Below are 19,044 nucleotides of genomic sequence, written 5' to 3' on the forward strand. Positions count from 1 at the left end.
TTATGCCTTGTCCCTTCATATGGGTAGGACAAGGAACGATGGGAGGGGCTAAACGTGCGTGTGTCGAAAGTTACCGTTAGAAGGCGGTTGTTGTTTTTCCTGTCCGCAGGGCTCATAATCTTTGCGATTTTTATTGGCAGACTGGCATATCTGCAAGTTTTTCATAATAAATGGCTGATGAATTATGCACTGAAATCTTGGAGCAGAGAGATTCCTTATGAGGCCGAACGAGGCCGTATTTTGGATAGCCGAGGAAAAGTTCTGGCGACAAATGTGAGCAGCCCGTCTGTTCTTGTCGTACCGCGACAAGTGAAAAATAAAAAGTTGACAGCGGAAAAACTGGCATCTGTTCTGAATATGAGCGAAAAAAAAGCTTACGAAAAAATTTCGAAAGTGGAATCAATCGTGCGCATAACACCTGAAGGAAGAAAAATTTCGAATGAGAAGGCAGCACAAGTTAAAGCGTTGGGCCTTCCCGGTGTATTTGTCGCTGAAGATTTTAAGCGTGATTATCCAAAAGGCAATTATTTGTCTCACGTGCTTGGGTTTGCAGGTATTGATAATCAAGGGTTGACGGGACTTGAGTCATATTATAATGATGGACTGAAAGGGAAAAACGGCCATGTTGACTTCTTTTCTGATGTGAACGGCAATCGAATGTCGGATCTGAAAGATAAATATGTTCCGCCAACCAGTGGCTCAAGCCTGAAGCTGACCATTGATTCTCGGGTGCAGTCAATTATTGAACGTGAATTAAATAATGCGGTAGCTACCTATAATCCTGACAGCGCCATGGCGATTGCAATGGACCCGAACACGGGTGCAATTCTTGGCATGTCAACGAAACCTGATTTTAACCCTGAAAATTATAAAAAAGTTTCACCAGAAGTGTATAATCATAATTTGCCGATCTGGAAGACCTATGAACCAGGATCAACCTTTAAGGTCATCACACTTGCAGCTGCTCTTCAAGAAAAGGCGGTTGATTTGAATAAGGATCATTTCTATGATTCAGGAGCGATCGAAGTTGCCGGATCGAAGCTTCATTGCTGGAAAAGAGGAGGCCATGGATCTGAAACATTTCTGCAAGTCGTGCAGAATTCATGCAACCCTGGTTTTGTAGCACTTGGGGAACGGATCGGCAAGGATAAATTATTTTCCTATATTGATAAATTTGGTTTCGGGGAGAAGACGGGCATTGATCTTCAAGGTGAAGCGAAAGGTATCTTATTTAATAAAAATAAAATCGGTCCGCTGGAAGCAGCTACAACGGCATTTGGTCAAGGTGTATCGGTAACCCCGATTCAGCAAATCACTGCAGTTTCTGCAGCGGTCAATGGCGGTTATCTCTATCAACCGCAACTGGCAAAGGCATGGATTGATACGGATACGGGCAAAACGATCAATCGGATCGAACCTGTGATGAAAAGGCGTGTTATTTCAGAAGCAACATCAAAAGAAGTTCGGAGTACTCTAGAAAGTGTCGTGGCGCAAGGTACAGGACGCAATGCCTATGTTCAGGGCTATCGGATTGGTGGGAAAACCGGAACGGCACAGAAGGTCGATCCAAAGACGGGGCGCTATATGAGTAATAACTACATTGTATCGTTTATGGGATTTGCACCGGCCAATAATCCGAAAATCGTCGTTTACGTCGCGGTTGACAATCCTAAAGGTACAGTCCAGTTCGGCGGTACAGTTTCCGCACCGATTGCCGGACGTATTATCAGCGACAGTTTGAGCGCAATGGGTGTCAAAAAACAAACGGGTGGATTAGAGAAAGAGGCTCGCTGGCCGGACCAGCCGATGATTACTATTCCGGATTTAAAAGGAATGGATAAAAATGACTTACGAAACACTTTAATTGATCTGAAGCTGAAGACTGAAGGAAGCGGCGATGTTGTTACCATGCAGTCTCCGAAAGCTGGGGTTAAGGTCAAACAAGGTTCAACAATAATGATATACTTAGGTGACAAAAAGAAAGCAGACGATTAAAATAAGCAATGGACGCAAGGGAGCCGCTGTGTTTTTAAGCTGGTTCTTGGGCATACATAAGTCCTGAGGGATGATCAGGAAATATTTGATTGCCCCTTGCCTCGCTCAGGTATCTGATGTTTGAAGAGACCAGCGGGTTATGTATGTGATTCAGATAAAGTTGAGGGACGTGTCAATCAATGAAACTTGCGGATTGCCTGACGGCGCTTGCTTTTTTTCAGCAAGAAGGAATGGGAAATCCAGAAATTAATGATCTCATTATCGATTCACGGCTTGTTAAGCCTGGATCCTTGTTTTTTTGCATCAAGGGTCATCATGTCGATGGACATCATTTTGCAGCCCAGGCAGAAAAAAGCGGTGCAGCTGCCATCATTGCTCAGGATCGTATTGATGTTTCGATTCCTGTAATTTATGTGAGTGATACACATAGAGCTTTGGCAATGGTTGCTGATCACTATTACGGACATCCGAGTCACCATCTGCACATGATCGGTGTTACAGGAACAAATGGAAAGACAACGATCACGTATCTCGTGCAATCAATTCAAGAGGCAGCGGGAATGAATACCGGTCTGATCGGTACGATGGGGATGCGTTATAAAAATGAATTTATTCCGGTACAGAATACAACGCCTGAGGTTCACCTTGTCCATAAAAATTTAGCTAAAATGAAAGCTCAAGGGGCTGTCTCCGCTGTCATGGAAACGTCATCGAACGCACTCTATGATGGAAGGGTTCACGGTTGTGATTTTAACATCGGTATTTTTACCAATTTAACAGAAGACCATTTGGACCTTCATGGAACAATGAAGGACTACATGTATGCAAAAAGCCTGCTCTTTTCACAACTTGGCAACAGCTACGGCGGTCAAAAAAAAGCCGCGGTCTTGAATGTAGACGATCCGGTATCTGATGTATACAGACATATGACGGCTGTCCATGTCATTTCATATGGTATTAATAAGGCCGCCGATTTCCGTGCGACATCGATTCAGATAAAACCATCAGGCACGGATTTTATTTTGGAGACCGCAGGAAAGTCTTATCCGGTATCGATGAAATTAATCGGTAAATTCAGTGTGTACAACGTCCTGGCGGCTCTGGCCGCTTGTTCCGTTAGCGGACTCGACATAATGGAAATGATTCACACAGTCGAACAAATAAAAGGTGTCTCCGGACGCTTCGAACCTGTTGATGCCGGTCAGAAATTCACTGTAATTGTGGACTATTCACACACACCGGACAGTCTGGAAAATGCTCTTGATACAATCAGGGAATTCGCAAAAAAACGTGTAATCGCCATTGTTGGGTGTGGGGGAGACCGTGAGCGAGGAAAGCGTCCGATCATGGCTAAAATTGCTGTAGACAAGAGCGATCTAGCCATTTTGACGTCAGACAATCCGCGCACTGAGGACCCTGATGCTATACTTGATGAAATGGAAAACGGTGTGAAAGGACGTTCTTATAAGAAGATTATTGACAGACGCAAAGCAATACAGTTTGCGATGCAACATGCCGAAAGCGGCGACATCGTACTCATTGCAGGTAAAGGTCATGAAGATTATCAGATTATCGGTACGACAAAACATCATTTTGACGATCGTGAAGAAGCGCGCTCAGCAATTCTTGAACGTAATACTATTAAATAATCGAACATCAAGTGTTCGCATGACATTAGGAGAGAGTAATCGATGAGTATTGGAGTAGATATTGTCAGAGGCCAGGCGATTCAGTCAATCGGTGATGCCGGACACATTGATCGACTGAACATCATGACCGACAGCCGCAAATCAAATGAAAGCGGCCTTTTTGTTCCTTTGGTAGGTGCAAACTTCAATGGTCACCAATTTTTAAGTCAGGCAATAGCGAATGGGGCAGTTGCTGCACTTTGGATGGAGAGAGAACCGCTGCCTGATGCATTGCCGGCAAATTTCCCTGTTTTTTTTGTTCGCGATACATTAACTTCTTTGCAAAGTATGGCAAAAAGTTATTTGAATCAAGTTCGGCCGAAAATCATTGCTGTCACTGGATCGAATGGGAAAACGACAACAAAAGATATGATCTACAGCATTCTTTCTCAGATGTTCAGAACAGTGAAAACGCAGGGGAATTTAAATAATCATATCGGTGTTCCGCTGACCATATTATCGATGTCCGAAGATACGCAAGTTCTCGTGCTTGAAATGGGAATGAACCATTTTGGTGAATTGACCTTTCTAAGTCAAATGGCAAAACCGGATATTGCAATCATCACCAACATCGGTGAATCACATATTGAGTATTTAGGAAGCAGAGAAGGAATTGCGAAAGCAAAACTCGAAATTGTCAATGGGTTAAAAAAACGAGGCACTCTGATATTGGACGGCGACGAACCGCTTCTTGCAAACATTCAGACATATGCTTATCAGATTGTGCGTTGCGGTTTTGACGTTCAAAATAATTGGTGTATTACGGACATTTCTGAATCTGTGAATGGAAGCCGTTTTTCACTGAATAGGCAGAAGGATTGCTTTAAAATCCCGGTGCTTGGCAGACATAATGTGAAAAATGCAGTTCTCAGCTTTGCTGCTGCCAGAATTTTGGGAGCAGATATTGAGACCATCCGCAATGGATTAGAACATCTACATTTGACAAAACTACGTTTTCAAAAAGTTGATGGGCTGAATGGGTCGACTCTAATTGAAGATTGTTATAATGCCAGCCCATCCTCAATGAAAGCTTCTCTTGAAACACTGAAGAAACTGCCCGGTTTCAGACGCAGAGTGGCGGTGCTTGGCGATATGTATGAGCTTGGAAAAAATGAGGAAAATCAGCACAAAAGTATTGCTAAGTTTTTGACAGCTCCATTGACCCATGTTGTGACGATCGGTGAAAAAGGAGCTTGGATTGCGGACGGTTTGCGTGAAATTGGCGGAGATCAGGCAATAGATGTGCAATCATTTGAAACAAAAGCAGCGGCGCAAACTTACCTTGAATCGTTGCTTGATGACAAAACGGTGATGCTGTTCAAGGCATCAAGGCTTCTTAAGCTTGAAGAGTTATCAGCAGGTTTGCACGCTTAAAAATCGAATCATTTAATTTGATGACCTGATAAAGAAAACTTGCCGATGGGTAAGACTAGGCGAAATATTAACATCATCATAGAACAATTTCTTGTGTTTAGGTAATGGGCAGCGCGCATTAAAAGGAGCGAAAGGATTCATGACATTGACCTTATTATTTGGATTGGCTATATCTTTTCTAGTGACACTTGTTTTTGCACCTTTTTTCATTCCGCTTTTAAGGAGATTTCATTTCGGGCAGTATATCCGAGAAGAAGGGCCGAAGAGCCATCAAAAGAAAAGCGGGACACCGACAATGGGCGGCATCATTTTTTTAATCGGATTACTCGCAGGTATTCTTGTAATGGGTTTAAAGTACCATGTTAACTCACAAGATACTTACATGTTGCTGTTTGTAACATTGGGGTTCGGCCTTGTGGGGCTGCTTGATGATTTTATTAAAATCTCAATGAAACGCAACATGGGCCTGACATCGAAGCAGAAAATGGCGGCGCAAATTGTCATCTCGCTTATTTTTTGGTTCATTGTTACGCGATATGACTACTCAACTTATTTGTCCTTCCCAGGGACCAACTATATGATCAATCTGCACTGGTTTTATCCGGTTTTTGTTATCTTTCTATTAATAGGTGTCCCTAACGCAACAAACTTAACTGACGGTATGGACGGACTCCTTTCCGGACTGTCCGTTATAGCCTTTGGTGCTTATGCGGTGATCGCTTGGTTTGCAATGAACCTAGGTGTGGCTGTATTTGCGACAGTTATGCTTGGTGCACTTCTAGGCTTCTTGATCTTTAATGCACATCCGGCACGCGTGTTCATGGGTGATACTGGCTCGCTTGCGATCGGCGGTGCACTTGCAGGCATGGCCATTTTAACAAATACGGAGATTTTGCTTGCCATTATTGGCGGTGTCTTTGCTATTGAAACATTATCTGTCATTATTCAAGTAATTGCCTTTAAGACGACGGGACACAGAGTATTTAAAATGAGTCCGATTCATCATCACTTTGAACTGTCAGGTTGGTCGGAGTGGAAAGTCGTAACCGTATTTTGGGTCGTTGGGCTCATGCTCGCTGTAATTGGTATCTATCTGAAGGTGGGGGTTGTCAGTTGAAAACATCGAATGAATTTACGAACAAAAAAATTCTTGTCTTAGGTTTGGGCAAGAGCGGTTATGCAGCTGCAAAACTGACCAAAAGCATGGGCGCTGATATTACGGTTAATGACCGCAGTGATTTAAGTGCAAACGATCATGCACGCGACTTGAAATCTGCTGGAATCCACGTTGTTGGAGGCGGACATCCTCTCGAACTTCTTGACGGCATTGACTTAATGATCAAAAACCCAGGCATTCCCTATACAAATCCTATGGTTCAAAGAGCCATTGAACTGAATATACCCATTGTGACTGAAGTGGAAATTGCAGGACTATTATCCGATGCACAGTTTATTGGAATAACAGGTTCAAACGGGAAAACGACAACGACGATGCTGATCGGTGAGATGATGAAGGGGTCGAAATATGAACCCATTGTCGCCGGAAACATCGGTACGGCACTGACTTCAGTTGTTCAAAAAGCAACCGAAGAAGACGTGATTGTAGCGGAACTTTCAAGTTTTCAACTTTTAGGAACAAGAAAGTTTCACCCACATACAGCTGTTGTCCTGAACATATTTGATCATCATTTGGATTATCATGGAACGGTTAAAAATTATGCTGAAGCAAAGGCGCGTATTACTACCAATCAGACTGCGGAGGATGCGCTCGTTTATAATGCCGACAGTGAGCGCGTCGTCGCTTATATCGCTGAAAAATCAAAGGCACGAAAAGTTCCTTTTTCATTGAAAACAAAGGTGGAAGATGGGGCTTATGTCTCTGAATCAGTTATTTATTTTAAAAATGAGCCAATCATGAAGGTGGATGAAATGGGTCTGCCGGGCGAGCACAATTTAATGAATGCACTTGCGGCAGTGGCTGTTGCCGGTGTATATGGGGTTCCGAAGCAGCATATGGCTGACGTGCTGCGTTCTTTTAAAGGCGCTCGTCATCGTCTGGAATATGTGGATGTCGTGCAGGGGCGAACCGTCTACAACGATTCTAAAGCAACGAATATTATTGCAACAACCAAGGCACTGCATGCTTTTCCAGGGAAAGAAATTGTTCTTCTTGCAGGCGGACTCGATCGCGGGAACACATTTGATGCGCTGATTCCTGAATTAAAGAAGGCACCGATTAAAGCAGTGCTTCTTTTCGGTCAAACGCAGAAGAAATTGCTTGATGCTTGTGAAAAAGCGTCAATTCCCGTGATCAGGGAAGTTGAGAATGTCGAGGCTGCTGTTCCGGAAGCCTTTGCTTTATCCAAACCAGGCGATGTTATTTTGCTTTCTCCAGCATGTGCAAGCTGGGATCAATATAAATCTTTTGAGCAGCGCGGTGACATTTTTATCGCAGAAGTGAATAAGTTTAGATAAGGGGACAGGCCGGTGATGATGAGCTTCGGCAATCCGTGTCCCTGATCTGAACGGAGTGATGCTCATGCGCAAGTATCGTCAATCACCTGATCTCGTGCTGCTGATCATAACTTTTGCTTTGCTCACTATAGGGTTGATGATGGTTTATAGTGCAAGTGCTGTAAAGGCGGCTAACGAATTCGGCGATTCACTGTATTTTTTGAAACGGCAGTTGCTATTTGCTTCGATCGGGGCAGCCTTGATGTTTGCTGTCATGCAGATTGATTATCACTTTTGGAGAGCATGGGCGAAAATAGGCTTGATTGGCTGCTATTTTCTGCTTGTGATTGTTTTAATTCCGGGTGTAGGTCTCGTTCGCGGCGGGGCGAGCAGCTGGCTCGGCGTCGGTGCATTTTCAATACAGCCGTCAGAATTTACCAAGGTCGCACTGATTTTATTTCTTTCGAACTATCTTTCGGAGCATCAGTCACGTCTGCCGAACTTTCGCAAGGGACTCATTCCGGCACTCATGCCGGTAATCTTAGCGTTTGGGCTGATTATGCTACAACCTGATCTTGGAACTGGGATGGTGCTGGTGCTTACCTGCGTGCTCATGATCTTTGTTGCAGGGGCGCGCATCAAGCATTTTGTTCTTATGGGCTCAGTAGGTATACTTGGTTTGGCAGGTTTAATCCTTTCTGCTCCGTATCGCTTGAAACGCTTGTCAGCATTTTTTAATCCGTGGCAAGATCCTAAGAATGGCGGCTTTCAAATCACGCAGTCCTTGCTTGCGATTGGACCAGGCGGTCTGCTTGGATTCGGATTGGGACAAAGCAGGCAAAAATATCAATATCTTCCGGAGCCGCAGACCGATTTTATTTTTTCTATTGTTTGCGAAGAACTTGGGTTTATTGGAGCAGCTTTTGTACTTCTGCTCTTTTGTCTCTTGCTCTGGCGCGGCATTTTGATCGCCATAAAGGCACCGGATCTTTTCGGAACGCTGCTCGCTGTAGGAATTACCGGCATGATTGCAATTCAAATTATGATTAACATCGCGGTTGTAACCGGGCTGATTCCTGTAACAGGGATTACCTTACCGTTCCTCAGTTACGGTGGGTCATCACTGACGCTAATGCTTGTGTCGATCGGTATTTTGTTAAATGTCAGCAGCCACATAAACTGACTGTCTACACACATCAATGGTCTAATCGCAACCCTGTTTTTCAGTAAACAGGGTTTGCTGTTTTTTTCAAAAGAAAATACAATAGAAGGTGCCGGATAAGTGAGAAATTAAATGCCCGCAGGATACCGGTTGTATTTTCAGTTCAAGGTATGCGGAGGAGAGAATGCTATGGACAAGAAGAAGGTTGTCGCGCTTGAGGATCGACTGCCCCAATTAAAGAAGGAACGAAAACGGAAAGCGAATCGGCGTTTTGCTTTTTACGCTTCTCTATTTTTTTTCTTGATACTTATTGTCGTTTATTTTCAATCTCCTCTAAGCCGAGTACACTCAATTGCTGTTGAAGGCGAGCAAATAGTGAGCAGCGATAAAGTCATAAAAGCGAGCGGCATCACGAATAAAACACATATATGGGATATCCGTAAGAAGGCTGTTGCTCAAAGCATTGAAAAATTACCAACAGTAAGAACAGCTGTGATCGAGAAGAAATTTCCAAATCAAGTTAAGATCATAGTTACCGAGTACACGCGCAAGGCCTATTTGCAAAAGGACGGCAGCTTTTATCCCATTCTTCAAAATGGCGCGATGCTGAGTAAACTTCAAAGCGGTAAACTGCCTGTCGATGCACCTGTTCTGTTTGGATTTTCAAAATCTGGTCCCCTTAAAAAAGTCGCTGAAGGGCTTTCTAAGGTTTCCAAACAGATGGCACATAATATTTCTGATATTCATTACATAGGAAAATCAGGAAGCGGAGACGATCTTGTTTTATATATGAATGACGGAAACAAAGTCATCGCCAGCACACAAACCTTTGCGCAGAACATTAAATTATATCCTGAGATCGCTGCTAATTTGCCAAAAGGGAAGCTCGGAACCATCCATTTAAGTGTTGGTACCTACTTTATTCCAGATGATTCAGATCAGGGTACGACTCAGGATGCAAACAAAAAATAAAAGCATGAAAAATCTCCTCAGTCATTTCGCAAAACAAGCAAATTAATCTTTTCTAGTACTTCAAGTTGGTGTAGACTATTAAATAGTTAAGTATTTAATAGTATTAACTTTTTTCGGCTCTTTCAAATGAATAGGTCTATATATCTATTCACTTTGTCTGAATAAATGCCGATATATTTGTGAAATACGATCAATTTAAATACGCTTTGAAATTTTAAAAGGGAATTGCTCCATTTTGTAGAATACAAACAGTACTAAGGTTTGACTCTATTTAACCGGAACAGAAAAAAGTATTGGGTTGAAAATAATGTCTCCAAAAATGAATTGCAGATATTCGTATGTTACTTGCTCGATCCAATCATCCCTGAATAGAGAAATCATCAAAGATATTCAAGAAAAAGGGGGTGCCACAGAATGAACAGTGAGGATGTTTTTGTCAGTCTGGATATCGGCACGTCCAGTATAAAGACCGTGATCGGCGAGATGGCAGGGGAACGTTTAAATGTTATTGGTGTTGGTGAAGCGTCTTCGTACGGGATAAAAAAAGGGGCGATCGTCGACATTGATGCGACGGTCCGCTCGATTGGCAATGCTGTTGAACAGGCTGAACGTATGGTTGGTATCGGCATTAAAAGTGTGATTGTCGGCATTTCCGGAAATCATATCCAGCTCAGAAGCTGTCATGGTGTTGTTGCAGTTTCCGGCGAATCTCATGAGATAGGGAATGAGGATATCGCAAGAGTAATCGATGCTGCCCAAGTGATGTCAATACCTCCGGAGCGAGAGATTATTGATGTTATCCCTGAGCAGTTCATTGTTGACGGCGTTGATGAAATTCATGATCCGAGAGGAATGATCGGTGTTCGTCTCGAAATGGAAGGAACACTGATCACAGGCTCAAAGACTTTGCTTCATAATCTTCTTCGATGTGTCGAACGTGCGGGATTAACTATTTCGGATGTTTGCCTCCAACCGCTCGCATTGGGCTCTGTCGCGTTGTCGAATGACGAGAAAAATTTAGGTGTCGCGCTTATTGATATCGGTGGCGGCTCCACAAGTGTGGCAGTATTTGACCAAGGCACATTGGTTTCGACTTTTGAACTTCCTATCGGCGGAAATCATATTACAAAGGATATATCCATTATCCAAAAAATCCCTATGGATGAAGCAGAAAATGCAAAAATAAAGCATGGCGTAGCTTATTTAGGTGCGGCTTCTGATGAAGATACGTTTACCGTATCGCAAATTGGAAGCGACAAAAAGCAATCACTGAATCAAGAAGATTTGGCTGAAATTATTCAAGCGCGTATGGAAGAACTATTTGAAATTATACGCGAGGAACTGCGGCGCATCGGTATTTACGATCTTCCCGGTGGCTATGTGTTTACCGGCGGAGTCACTGCGATGCCTGGTGTAGCAGATTTAGCAGCACATCATTTAAATTCCAGTGTGCGTATTGCCTCGCCTGATTACATTGGCGTGCGCGAGCCTAAATATACAGCTTGCATCGGTTTGATCCAATTTGCCTACCACAACGTCAAAATACAGGGGAAAGAGATTGCAGCTGCTATTGCCCCTGAGCATGAGCGTTATGAAGCTGTACAGAAACAGCACAAACAGAAAAAATCAAAACAGACCCCAAAAGAGCATGAAGGCGTCACGACCAAGGTAAAAAATTGGTTTAATCTGTTCTTTGATTGATCGGGCAGCGGAATGATTAAATGGGAGGAAATGAACAATGTATGATCACGATACGGAGATGGAACATCTAGCCAAAATAAAAGTCATTGGGGTTGGCGGCGGTGGAAATAACGCAGTTAACCGAATGATTGAAAGCGGGATTCAAGGCGTTGAATTCATTTGCGCGAATACGGATGCCCAAGCACTTAAACTTTCTAAGGCAGACGTTAAGCTTCAGCTTGGAGAAAAGCTGACGCGAGGACTAGGGGCAGGTGCTAATCCTGAAGTTGGCAAAAAAGCGGCTGAGGAAAGCCATGATCAAGTGGAAGAAGTGCTGCAGGGAGCGGATATGGTTTTTGTAACTGCTGGCATGGGTGGCGGTACAGGTACCGGTGCTGCACCTGTCATTGCTGAAGTTGCAAAAGAAGTCGGGGCACTCACTGTTGGTGTTGTTACCCGTCCGTTCACATTTGAAGGCAGAAAGCGTGCAAAGCAGGCCCAGAGCGGTATCGGCAATCTAAAGGAAAAAGTTGATACACTGATTGTGATCCCTAATGATCGGCTTCTGGAAATTGTAGACAAGAACACACCGATGCTTGATGCCTTTAGAGAAGCAGATAATGTACTTCGTCAGGGTGTTCAAGGCATCTCGGATCTTATTTCGGTTCCAGGTCTGATTAACCTTGATTTTGCCGATGTAAAGACAATTATGACTGAAGGCGGTTCGGCATTGATGGCAATCGGCGTTGCTTCAGGCGAGAATCGAGCTGCCGAAGCAGCAAAAAAGGCAATTTCCAGTCCACTGCTTGAAAAATCAATTGATGGGGCCAAAGGTGTGCTGATGAACATAACCGGAGGCACGAATTTAAGCCTTTATGAAGTCAATGAAGCGGCGGATATTGTTGCAACGGCTGCAGACGAAGAAGTGAACATGATTTTTGGTTCAGTTATTCGCGAAGAACTTGATGATGAGATTGTCGTTACAGTAATCGCCACCGGCTTTGAGGAACGCGAAAAGTCCGGAGAAGCTCAACAACAGACTGAAGGAGATCTTTTCCTTCGCAGAAGGCAAAGTACGGAAGGTTTGAACCAAACGAAACTTCGTGAGCACCATCGGGATGAAACGGCAAGCCCGGTTCAGCAACCGGTACATCGCTCACGCAGTATCGTTGACGATGAAGAGACGCTTGACATCCCGACCTTTCTGCGTAATCGCCGCAGAAAAAATGAGTAACACTGGAATTTGATCGTTGTTTCCGGTTTATTTTCTCCCAAATGATAGAAAACAAACTCGCTGTTCAGGATTGATGTCCTGACTGCGAGTTTTTTTGTGTAAGTTATAAGAATGATGTATCCACTTTTATATTCCTCAAAATAATTTTTATATTCGTTTCATAGGCGTTTCTTGTGATAATTTTTTTTCGGTAAATCGTTCATCTTGTTCAAAAATTAATTGTTCAACGGTGCGACAAAAGCAGCCAAAATAACAGTAAAATTCCACCCACAGTGTGACAGACTTTCCATACTACTGCCCGTATACTAATCCTAAACATGCGAAGAAGGTGGGACGTTGGTCGTCTATCTGGATGCAGTTTGGGCACTTAACTTATTCATTGACGCTTGTTTGCTGAAATTAACCGCACTCATGCTCAAACGGCAGACGAGCAGGCTGCGGCTTTGGTCGGGTGCCATCATTGCCTCGGCCGTCGTACTGATACTCTTTACACCTGCGGCCTTCATTGTGGATCAACCGCTTGGGAAACTGTTGTACTCTGCTTTAATCATTCTCGTTGCCTTCGGCTTTCATCGAGTTTCCATTTTTCTTCAGAATCTCGCTGCCTTTTATTTTTCGGCTTTTGCGACCGGTGGAGGATTGTTCGCCGTACACTATTTCTTTCAAGACGCTTCATTTTATGCGAGCAACCGCTTTTTAAACACAACGAATTATGGTGATCCGATCAGTTGGATCACTGTATGTATTGGGTTCCCAATTCTATGGGTTTTTTCAAAGAAGCGGATTGATCAGACTGTGGTCAGAAAGTGGAACAGCACAACGCTTACAGATGTAAGACTACGCTTTTTCGATATCTGTATTGATGCAAAAGCAATGATTGACAGCGGCAATAAATTGGTAGATCCGTTGACTCGCGCTCCAGTGATGTTTGTTGAAAAAAGTGCCTGCGGAGATCGTATTCCAAAAGTTCTTTTTCAAATGGACAGTCGGCAGTTAGTGCCACCGGAATTAAACAGCATACCGGAAGAATGGCGAAATAGGATCGCATGGATTCCATATCGAGCTGTCGACGGATCAAATCAATTGTCGCTAGCTGTACGGCCGGATCAAGTCGTCATTATGTTTGAGGGAAAGAAAATGGAATGCACGAAATCGCTCGTTGCATTTGTTGACCATTCACTAAGCTCATCCGGAGATTTCAACAGTATCTTGCACCCGGACATGCTGCTCCATGGAAATGTGATTGATACGGCTTCATGACTTTGTACAAAAATAAGGAGGTCACTCAGGATGAAAATCAGTTTTTTAAAACTTTGGCATTGGGTACTAATAAAGCTAGGTGTTAAACCTAATGAAATATACTATATCGGCGGGAGCGATGGGCTGCCTTCTCCATTGTCAAAGGAAGAGGAAGCTGAATTAATGAAAAAACTTCCCTCGGGAGATCCTCAAGTGCGAGCAACCCTTATCGAACGGAATCTCCGACTCGTTGTCTATATTGCACGCAAATTTGACAATACGCGAATTAATATTGAAGATCTCATCAGCATTGGCACAATCGGCCTAATAAAGGCTGTAAATACCTTCAATCCTGAAAAGAAGATTAAGCTCGCCACATATGCTTCGCGTTGTATCGAAAATGAGATACTCATGTATTTGCGCAGAAACAGTCGAACACGTTCCGAGGTGTCGCTCGATGAGCCTTTGAATGTCGACTGGGATGGCAATGAATTGCTTTTATCAGATGTGCTTGGTACAGAAAATGATGTCACAACGAAAAATATGGAACGTAAAGTGGAACGGACTCTGTTAAAAAAGGCGATGTTGATGCTCAACGATCGTGAAAAGGAAATTATGACGCTTCGTTTCGGATTATCTGGAGGAAAAGAGAAAACTCAGAAGGATGTCGCCGACGAATTGGGGATTTCGCAATCATATATTTCGCGGCTTGAGAAACGAATAATCAAACGGTTAAAAAAAGAATTCAGCAAAATGGCTTAGCATCAAGGGTTCTGATTTGTACTTTTTTTACCGTGCATAAAATGGGTTCCTACGGAGATACTTGACCATATAGCAGAGGTTGAATAAGTAGCTGAATATGATATTTGATGTTCGGCAATTTTCGACCAGCTATCGCAAGTTTTCGACAATGGGGGGTCATCTTCTATGGCACGGCACAAAGTGGAAATCTGCGGAGTGGACACATCAAAACTTCCGGTATTGACCAATGTGGAGATGCGAAAGCTTTTCGCTGAGCTTCAATCAGGCAAACATGAGGCTAGAGAAAAGTTGGTAAATGGGAACCTCCGACTTGTCTTAAGTGTCATCCAACGCTTCAATAATCGCGGTGAATCCGTGGACGATTTATTTCAAGTCGGTTGTATCGGATTAATGAAATCCATTGATAATTTTGATCTGGGTCAGAATGTCCGCTTTTCAACATACGCTGTTCCCATGATCATTGGTGAAATTCGTCGCTATCTGAGAGATAACAATCCTATTCGCGTTTCAAGATCACTACGAGATATGGCCTACAAAGCGCTACAGGCAAAAGAGCGTTACATAGCAAAACACTCGACAGAGCCGACAACGGCGGAACTGGCAAAGATGCTTGATCTGCCTGTAGAAGATGTTGTGTTCGCAATGGATGCCATTCAGGATCCAGTATCTTTATTTGAGCCGATCTATAGCGATGGCGGTGATCCAATATTTATTATGGATCAAATCAGTGATGATAAGCATAGAGACAGGGAATGGGTAGATAACATCTCGTTAAAAGAAGCAATGAACAAACTTCATGATCGGGAAAAGCGAATTGTTGCGATGCGCTTTTTTTATGGCAAGACGCAAATGGAGGTTGCTGAAGAAATTGGTATTTCACAGGCGCAAGTATCAAGACTTGAAAAAATGGCAATTAAAGAAATGAACCAAGAAATCGGACCCTAACACTTGCTCAAGCAAGTGTTTTTTTGTTAATTAATAATGAATAAACGACCAAACCCGAAACAACTATTTCCTAGGTAATGAAACTGTCAAAATGACTTCTCAATACCGCTGCTTGCCCATATATTAGGGACAGTAGGGGAGGAATGAGTATGCCTAGAATTTCTGATTTTCAGACAAAAGAAGTTGTTAATGTCGAGAACGGCAAACGATTAGGACATATCGGTGATCTGGATGTGAATTTATCTTCAGGAAAGATTGATAATCTGATCATTCCAGGGGCAGGAAAGATTATGGGCTTTTTTGGGAAAGAGGAAGATATTGTTGTGCCTTGGAGCAACATTGTCAGAATTGGAGCAGATGTGATTCTTGTTCGTTTCTACAATGATCACGATTCGACGATAAAACGCGAGGATTCATGAAGTGAAGAGTTTTTTTGTTGATTATGGTAGAATAAAAAGAAAAGATCTGTCACAGTGACGATGAGAGGAAGAAATGTGGTGAATGAGCCTTTTTCATTTCGAGACGGTCCGTTATTGAATCTGAGAACAGAATCAAGTGAAACCCATGAAATTTATTCAGGGATCACATTGAGGGCAGAGGGGATAAGTCAAGGCGCCTTCTCTTCTATGAATTTAGGTCTTCATGTCGGCGATAATTCTGAAGATGTCATCGTAAATCGAGGACTTGTTGCGAAAAAAATTGGATTTCCACTTGAACAATGGGTTTGCGCCGAGCAGGTACACCGTACGAAAATTGCCAAGGTTACAGGGAAATCTGCAGGAGCAGGGGCATTTTCTATTGATTCAGTTGTTCAGGGTGTGGACGGATTGTTTACGACCGAGCCGAATCTTTTGCTTGCACTTTGCTTTGCTGACTGTGTACCTATCTATTATCGTACGTATCAACCGGATGCAATTGGAATTATGCATGCAGGCTGGAGAGGAACAGTGGCCGGCGGTGCAGCCTGCATGACGGAACGCATGTGCCGTGAACTTGGCTTATCTCCATCCAAGATTCACATTGTCATTGGTCCCTCAATCGGAGTTGAAGATTACGAGGTCGATCAAAACGTGATGAATGGAGTTCAAAAGCTGGATCGCTCTGTGTGGTCAGCTTCTGTAATTGACAAGGGAGAAGGGCACTATCTGCTTAATCTGAAAACACTAAATCGATCAATTCTTGTTGCAAGCGGAGTGCCTGCGGATCAGATTCAAATGAGCAGTTACAATACTTATGCACATCCTAACTTATTTTATTCCTTTCGTCGAGACCAAGGAAAAACAGGGCGAATGATGGGCTATATTGGAATGAAGAAAAAGGAGAACATTTAATCGTGAACGTTGCGGATAATTTTAAACATGTGAAATCGACGATTCATGCCGCTTGTGAGCGTTCCGGACGGAATGCAGAAGACGTTACCGTGATTGCTGTCACTAAATATGTCTCGGCAGAACGAGCTCAGGAGGCAGTGGACAACGGGATCTTCAATCTTGCGGAAAACAGAAAGGAAGGCCTGCTCGAAAAACAGAAATTTATTCATGATGATCGGGTAACTTGGCATTTGATTGGTACCTTGCAGACGCGTAAAGTAAAAGATGTTGTGGGAAAAATCGATTATTTTCACGCTCTGGACCGTCTGAAATTAGCGAATGAATTAAATAAAAGAATAAAAGAAGGAACATTAAATTGTTTTGTCGAAATGAATATCTCTGGTGAGGAGTCTAAGCATGGTATTACTGAAGATCAGCTTGATTCATTTATTGATGCGTTAGCCAACTATGAGCATCTCCGCGTTATTGGTCTTATGACAATGGCGCCGAATACGGAAGATCTTGATGTGATACGTCACGTTTTTCATCGGCTGCGTGTTCTGCGTGACCGGATTCATGATCGCAAGATTGACTACGCTCCTTGCACAGAGCTTTCTATGGGAATGTCGCATGACTATGAGATTGCTGTTGAAGAAGGCGCAACGTTTGTGAGAATCGGAACGTCACTTGTAGGTAATGAATGAAAGGAGAAGGGAATCATGGGTCTTAAAGGCACATTTAAACGATTCTTTGATCTTGAGGAGACAGTGGAACGCTCAGAAAGCCAAATGTCCGCAGCTCATGAATCGGAAGGAAACAAACCGGTTCAAGAACAACAACGCAGAATGGAAAAGAGCGGCAGAATTGTTGCGATCCAAAATGTTCACCAGCAAAGTAAGGTCGTTCTTGTTGAGCCTAAGCGTTTTGAAGAGGTCGAAGAGATTGTCGGCTATCTGAAAAATAAGCAAACGATTATATGCAGCCTCCAAGGGACAAGTAAAGAACATGGTCAAAGAATTCTTGACTTTATGGGAGGAACTGCGTTCGCACTAAATGCTCAAATACGAAAAATCGGAAAAAACACCTTTCTTTTCGCTCCAGAACAAGTGGATATATCAGGTATGATCAGTAATTGGCCAGAAGACTAATTAAAATTTGAGGTGAATGGATTGGTAGTAGCTTATTATCTCTCGCAAGTCATTAATATTTATTCTTGGATATTAATTATATATATTTTAATGTCATGGGTTCCAAGTGTTCAGGACTCATCCATTGGTCGGCTGTTTGCCAATGTTTGCGAACCCTTTTTGTCGCCTTTTCGCAAAATAATTCCACCGATTGGCGGCGTCATCGATCTTTCACCGATTATCGCATTTTTTGTTTTACGACTTGCGACTAGGGGCATTTACTACTTAGCCTACCTTTTTGCATGAGGCGTTCATCATGTCCATATATGAGCATTTTAGACCAGAAGAACGCAGCCTGATTGATCATTTCTTAGATCTGAAAGATCGCGTTGCAGAGCAATATGTGCCTAAACGAACTGATTTTTTAGATCCAAGGCAACAGATTATTTTGAAATCGGTGATTGGAGACCAGGAGGACATTCGTCTTTCTTTTTTCGGCGGCTATGATCATGCGGAGCGCGCTCGGGCTTTAATTCTTCCCCAGTATGCTGAAGAAGAAGACAACCCCTTCCAACTCGCCTATCTGGAAGTTCGCTATCCATCAAAATTCGGCTTAATTACCCATCCTCAATTGCTTGGTTCGGTAATTGGAACGGGCGTTTCGAGGGATAAAATCGGTGACTTGCTTGTCAAAGAAGGGAACGCTCAATTTATTTGTGCAAAAGAGTTGGAGAGCTATTTTATGCTCAATCTTACTTCTGTCGGAAAAATGAGTGTTTCCTGCGAACCGATTAAAAGACAAGCACTTTTACATAGTGTTGATGAATGGCAAAATTTTGATGGAACAGTGTCTTCATGGCGACTTGACACTGTCTTGTCTGAAATTTATCATTTGCCTAGAGCAAAGACTTCGGAACTCATTACTAAAGGACTTGCAAAAGTTAATTGGGAAGTCGTAGAGAAACGCGACTTCGAAATTTGCGAAGGCGATTGTTTGTCACTTCGGGGATTCGGCCGCAGTAAAATATTATCAAGCGGTGGCTTGACAAAAAAGAACAAAATTCGTATACAATATGGTAAACTTAAATAAACGAATTGTTTG

General features: G+C 43.0%; 18 protein-coding genes. All 18 read left to right on the top strand.

What is annotated here, in order from left to right; translation table 11 throughout:
- Positions 1-54 precede the first annotated feature (54 nt).
- The 18 genes from NOM01_RS02535 to NOM01_RS02620 all read left to right on the top strand — a co-directional run bounded on the left by NOM01_RS02535 (position 55) and on the right by NOM01_RS02620 (position 19,032).
- On the top strand, positions 55-1,995 hold the full coding sequence (locus NOM01_RS02535) for a stage V sporulation protein D (RefSeq protein ID WP_255746141.1): 1,941 nt from the start codon (positions 55-57) through the stop codon (positions 1,993-1,995).
- A 179-nt stretch (positions 1,996-2,174) separates the two neighbouring features.
- On the top strand, positions 2,175-3,644 hold the full coding sequence (locus NOM01_RS02540; RefSeq protein WP_255746142.1) for a UDP-N-acetylmuramoyl-L-alanyl-D-glutamate--2,6-diaminopimelate ligase: 1,470 nt from the start codon (positions 2,175-2,177) through the stop codon (positions 3,642-3,644).
- A 42-nt stretch (positions 3,645-3,686) separates the two neighbouring features.
- Positions 3,687-5,057, top strand: coding sequence for a UDP-N-acetylmuramoyl-tripeptide--D-alanyl-D-alanine ligase (locus NOM01_RS02545; RefSeq protein WP_255746143.1), 1,371 nt, complete (start codon positions 3,687-3,689; stop codon positions 5,055-5,057).
- A gap of 139 nt (positions 5,058-5,196) precedes the next feature.
- A complete protein-coding gene (gene mraY / locus NOM01_RS02550; protein ID WP_255746144.1) occupies positions 5,197-6,174 on the top strand; it encodes a phospho-N-acetylmuramoyl-pentapeptide-transferase in 978 nt (325 codons plus the stop codon).
- Positions 6,171-7,532, top strand: coding sequence for a UDP-N-acetylmuramoyl-L-alanine--D-glutamate ligase (murD, locus tag NOM01_RS02555; protein ID WP_255746145.1), 1,362 nt, complete (start codon positions 6,171-6,173; stop codon positions 7,530-7,532). The genes mraY and murD overlap by 4 nt, the downstream gene beginning before the upstream one ends.
- 64 nt (positions 7,533-7,596) lie before the next feature.
- The gene (gene spoVE, locus NOM01_RS02560) at positions 7,597-8,694 is read left to right on the top strand and encodes a stage V sporulation protein E (RefSeq protein WP_255746146.1); all 1,098 of its coding nucleotides are present in this window, start codon (positions 7,597-7,599) and stop codon (positions 8,692-8,694) included.
- Positions 8,695-8,862: 168 nt separating this feature from the next.
- A complete protein-coding gene (locus NOM01_RS02565; RefSeq protein ID WP_255746147.1) occupies positions 8,863-9,645 on the top strand; it encodes a cell division protein FtsQ/DivIB in 783 nt (260 codons plus the stop codon).
- A 414-nt stretch (positions 9,646-10,059) separates the two neighbouring features.
- Positions 10,060-11,346, top strand: a complete 1,287-nt coding sequence (ftsA, locus tag NOM01_RS02570) for a cell division protein FtsA (RefSeq protein ID WP_255746148.1) — start codon at positions 10,060-10,062, stop codon at positions 11,344-11,346.
- A 37-nt stretch (positions 11,347-11,383) separates the two neighbouring features.
- Entirely contained in the window at positions 11,384-12,559 is a 1,176-nt protein-coding gene (gene ftsZ, locus NOM01_RS02575; protein ID WP_255746149.1) for a cell division protein FtsZ, read from the top strand.
- Between the two features lie 336 nt (positions 12,560-12,895).
- Positions 12,896-13,819 (top strand): sigma-E processing peptidase SpoIIGA, encoded by a 924-nt coding sequence (spoIIGA, locus tag NOM01_RS02580; protein WP_255746150.1) that lies wholly within the window; start codon positions 12,896-12,898, stop codon positions 13,817-13,819.
- A 30-nt stretch (positions 13,820-13,849) separates the two neighbouring features.
- Positions 13,850-14,560 carry an RNA polymerase sporulation sigma factor SigE gene (sigE, locus tag NOM01_RS02585; RefSeq protein WP_255746151.1) on the top strand — a complete coding sequence of 237 codons (711 nt, stop codon included), beginning with the start codon at positions 13,850-13,852 and terminating at the stop codon, positions 14,558-14,560.
- 165 nt (positions 14,561-14,725) lie between these two features.
- Positions 14,726-15,505, top strand: a complete 780-nt coding sequence (gene sigG / locus NOM01_RS02590) for an RNA polymerase sporulation sigma factor SigG (protein WP_255746152.1) — start codon at positions 14,726-14,728, stop codon at positions 15,503-15,505.
- Between the two features lie 149 nt (positions 15,506-15,654).
- Positions 15,655-15,924, top strand: a complete 270-nt coding sequence (locus tag NOM01_RS02595) for a YlmC/YmxH family sporulation protein (RefSeq protein ID WP_255746153.1) — start codon at positions 15,655-15,657, stop codon at positions 15,922-15,924.
- A 78-nt stretch (positions 15,925-16,002) separates the two neighbouring features.
- Complete coding sequence (gene pgeF, locus NOM01_RS02600; RefSeq protein ID WP_255746154.1) at positions 16,003-16,836, top strand: peptidoglycan editing factor PgeF; 834 nt, start codon at positions 16,003-16,005, stop codon at positions 16,834-16,836.
- A gap of 2 nt (positions 16,837-16,838) precedes the next feature.
- On the top strand, positions 16,839-17,519 hold the full coding sequence (locus NOM01_RS02605; RefSeq protein ID WP_255746156.1) for a YggS family pyridoxal phosphate-dependent enzyme: 681 nt from the start codon (positions 16,839-16,841) through the stop codon (positions 17,517-17,519).
- Between the two features lie 15 nt (positions 17,520-17,534).
- On the top strand, positions 17,535-17,963 hold the full coding sequence (locus tag NOM01_RS02610) for a cell division protein SepF (protein ID WP_255746158.1): 429 nt from the start codon (positions 17,535-17,537) through the stop codon (positions 17,961-17,963).
- 21 nt (positions 17,964-17,984) lie between these two features.
- Positions 17,985-18,248 carry a YggT family protein gene (locus NOM01_RS02615; protein ID WP_304654742.1) on the top strand — a complete coding sequence of 88 codons (264 nt, stop codon included), beginning with the start codon at positions 17,985-17,987 and terminating at the stop codon, positions 18,246-18,248.
- Between the two features lie 10 nt (positions 18,249-18,258).
- Positions 18,259-19,032, top strand: coding sequence for a YlmH family RNA-binding protein (locus tag NOM01_RS02620; protein WP_255746161.1), 774 nt, complete (start codon positions 18,259-18,261; stop codon positions 19,030-19,032).
- Positions 19,033-19,044 lie beyond the last annotated feature (12 nt).

Source organism: Sporolactobacillus sp. STSJ-5 (assembly GCF_024385605.1).
Taxonomy (GTDB): domain Bacteria; phylum Bacillota; class Bacilli; order Bacillales; family Sporolactobacillaceae; genus Sporolactobacillus.

Coding starts and splice junctions, on each gene's coding strand:
- NOM01_RS02610 (WP_255746158.1), top strand. CDS start 17,535: ATGGGTCTTAAAGGCACATTTAAACGATTCTTTGATCTTGAGGAGACA.
- NOM01_RS02595 (WP_255746153.1), top strand. CDS start 15,655: ATGCCTAGAATTTCTGATTTTCAGACAAAAGAAGTTGTTAATGTCGAG.
- spoVE (WP_255746146.1), top strand. CDS start 7,597: ATGCGCAAGTATCGTCAATCACCTGATCTCGTGCTGCTGATCATAACT.
- ftsZ (WP_255746149.1), top strand. CDS start 11,384: ATGTATGATCACGATACGGAGATGGAACATCTAGCCAAAATAAAAGTC.
- NOM01_RS02620 (WP_255746161.1), top strand. CDS start 18,259: ATGTCCATATATGAGCATTTTAGACCAGAAGAACGCAGCCTGATTGAT.
- NOM01_RS02545 (WP_255746143.1), top strand. CDS start 3,687: ATGAGTATTGGAGTAGATATTGTCAGAGGCCAGGCGATTCAGTCAATC.
- sigG (WP_255746152.1), top strand. CDS start 14,726: ATGGCACGGCACAAAGTGGAAATCTGCGGAGTGGACACATCAAAACTT.
- sigE (WP_255746151.1), top strand. CDS start 13,850: ATGAAAATCAGTTTTTTAAAACTTTGGCATTGGGTACTAATAAAGCTA.
- mraY (WP_255746144.1), top strand. CDS start 5,197: ATGACATTGACCTTATTATTTGGATTGGCTATATCTTTTCTAGTGACA.
- NOM01_RS02565 (WP_255746147.1), top strand. CDS start 8,863: ATGGACAAGAAGAAGGTTGTCGCGCTTGAGGATCGACTGCCCCAATTA.
- ftsA (WP_255746148.1), top strand. CDS start 10,060: ATGAACAGTGAGGATGTTTTTGTCAGTCTGGATATCGGCACGTCCAGT.
- NOM01_RS02540 (WP_255746142.1), top strand. CDS start 2,175: ATGAAACTTGCGGATTGCCTGACGGCGCTTGCTTTTTTTCAGCAAGAA.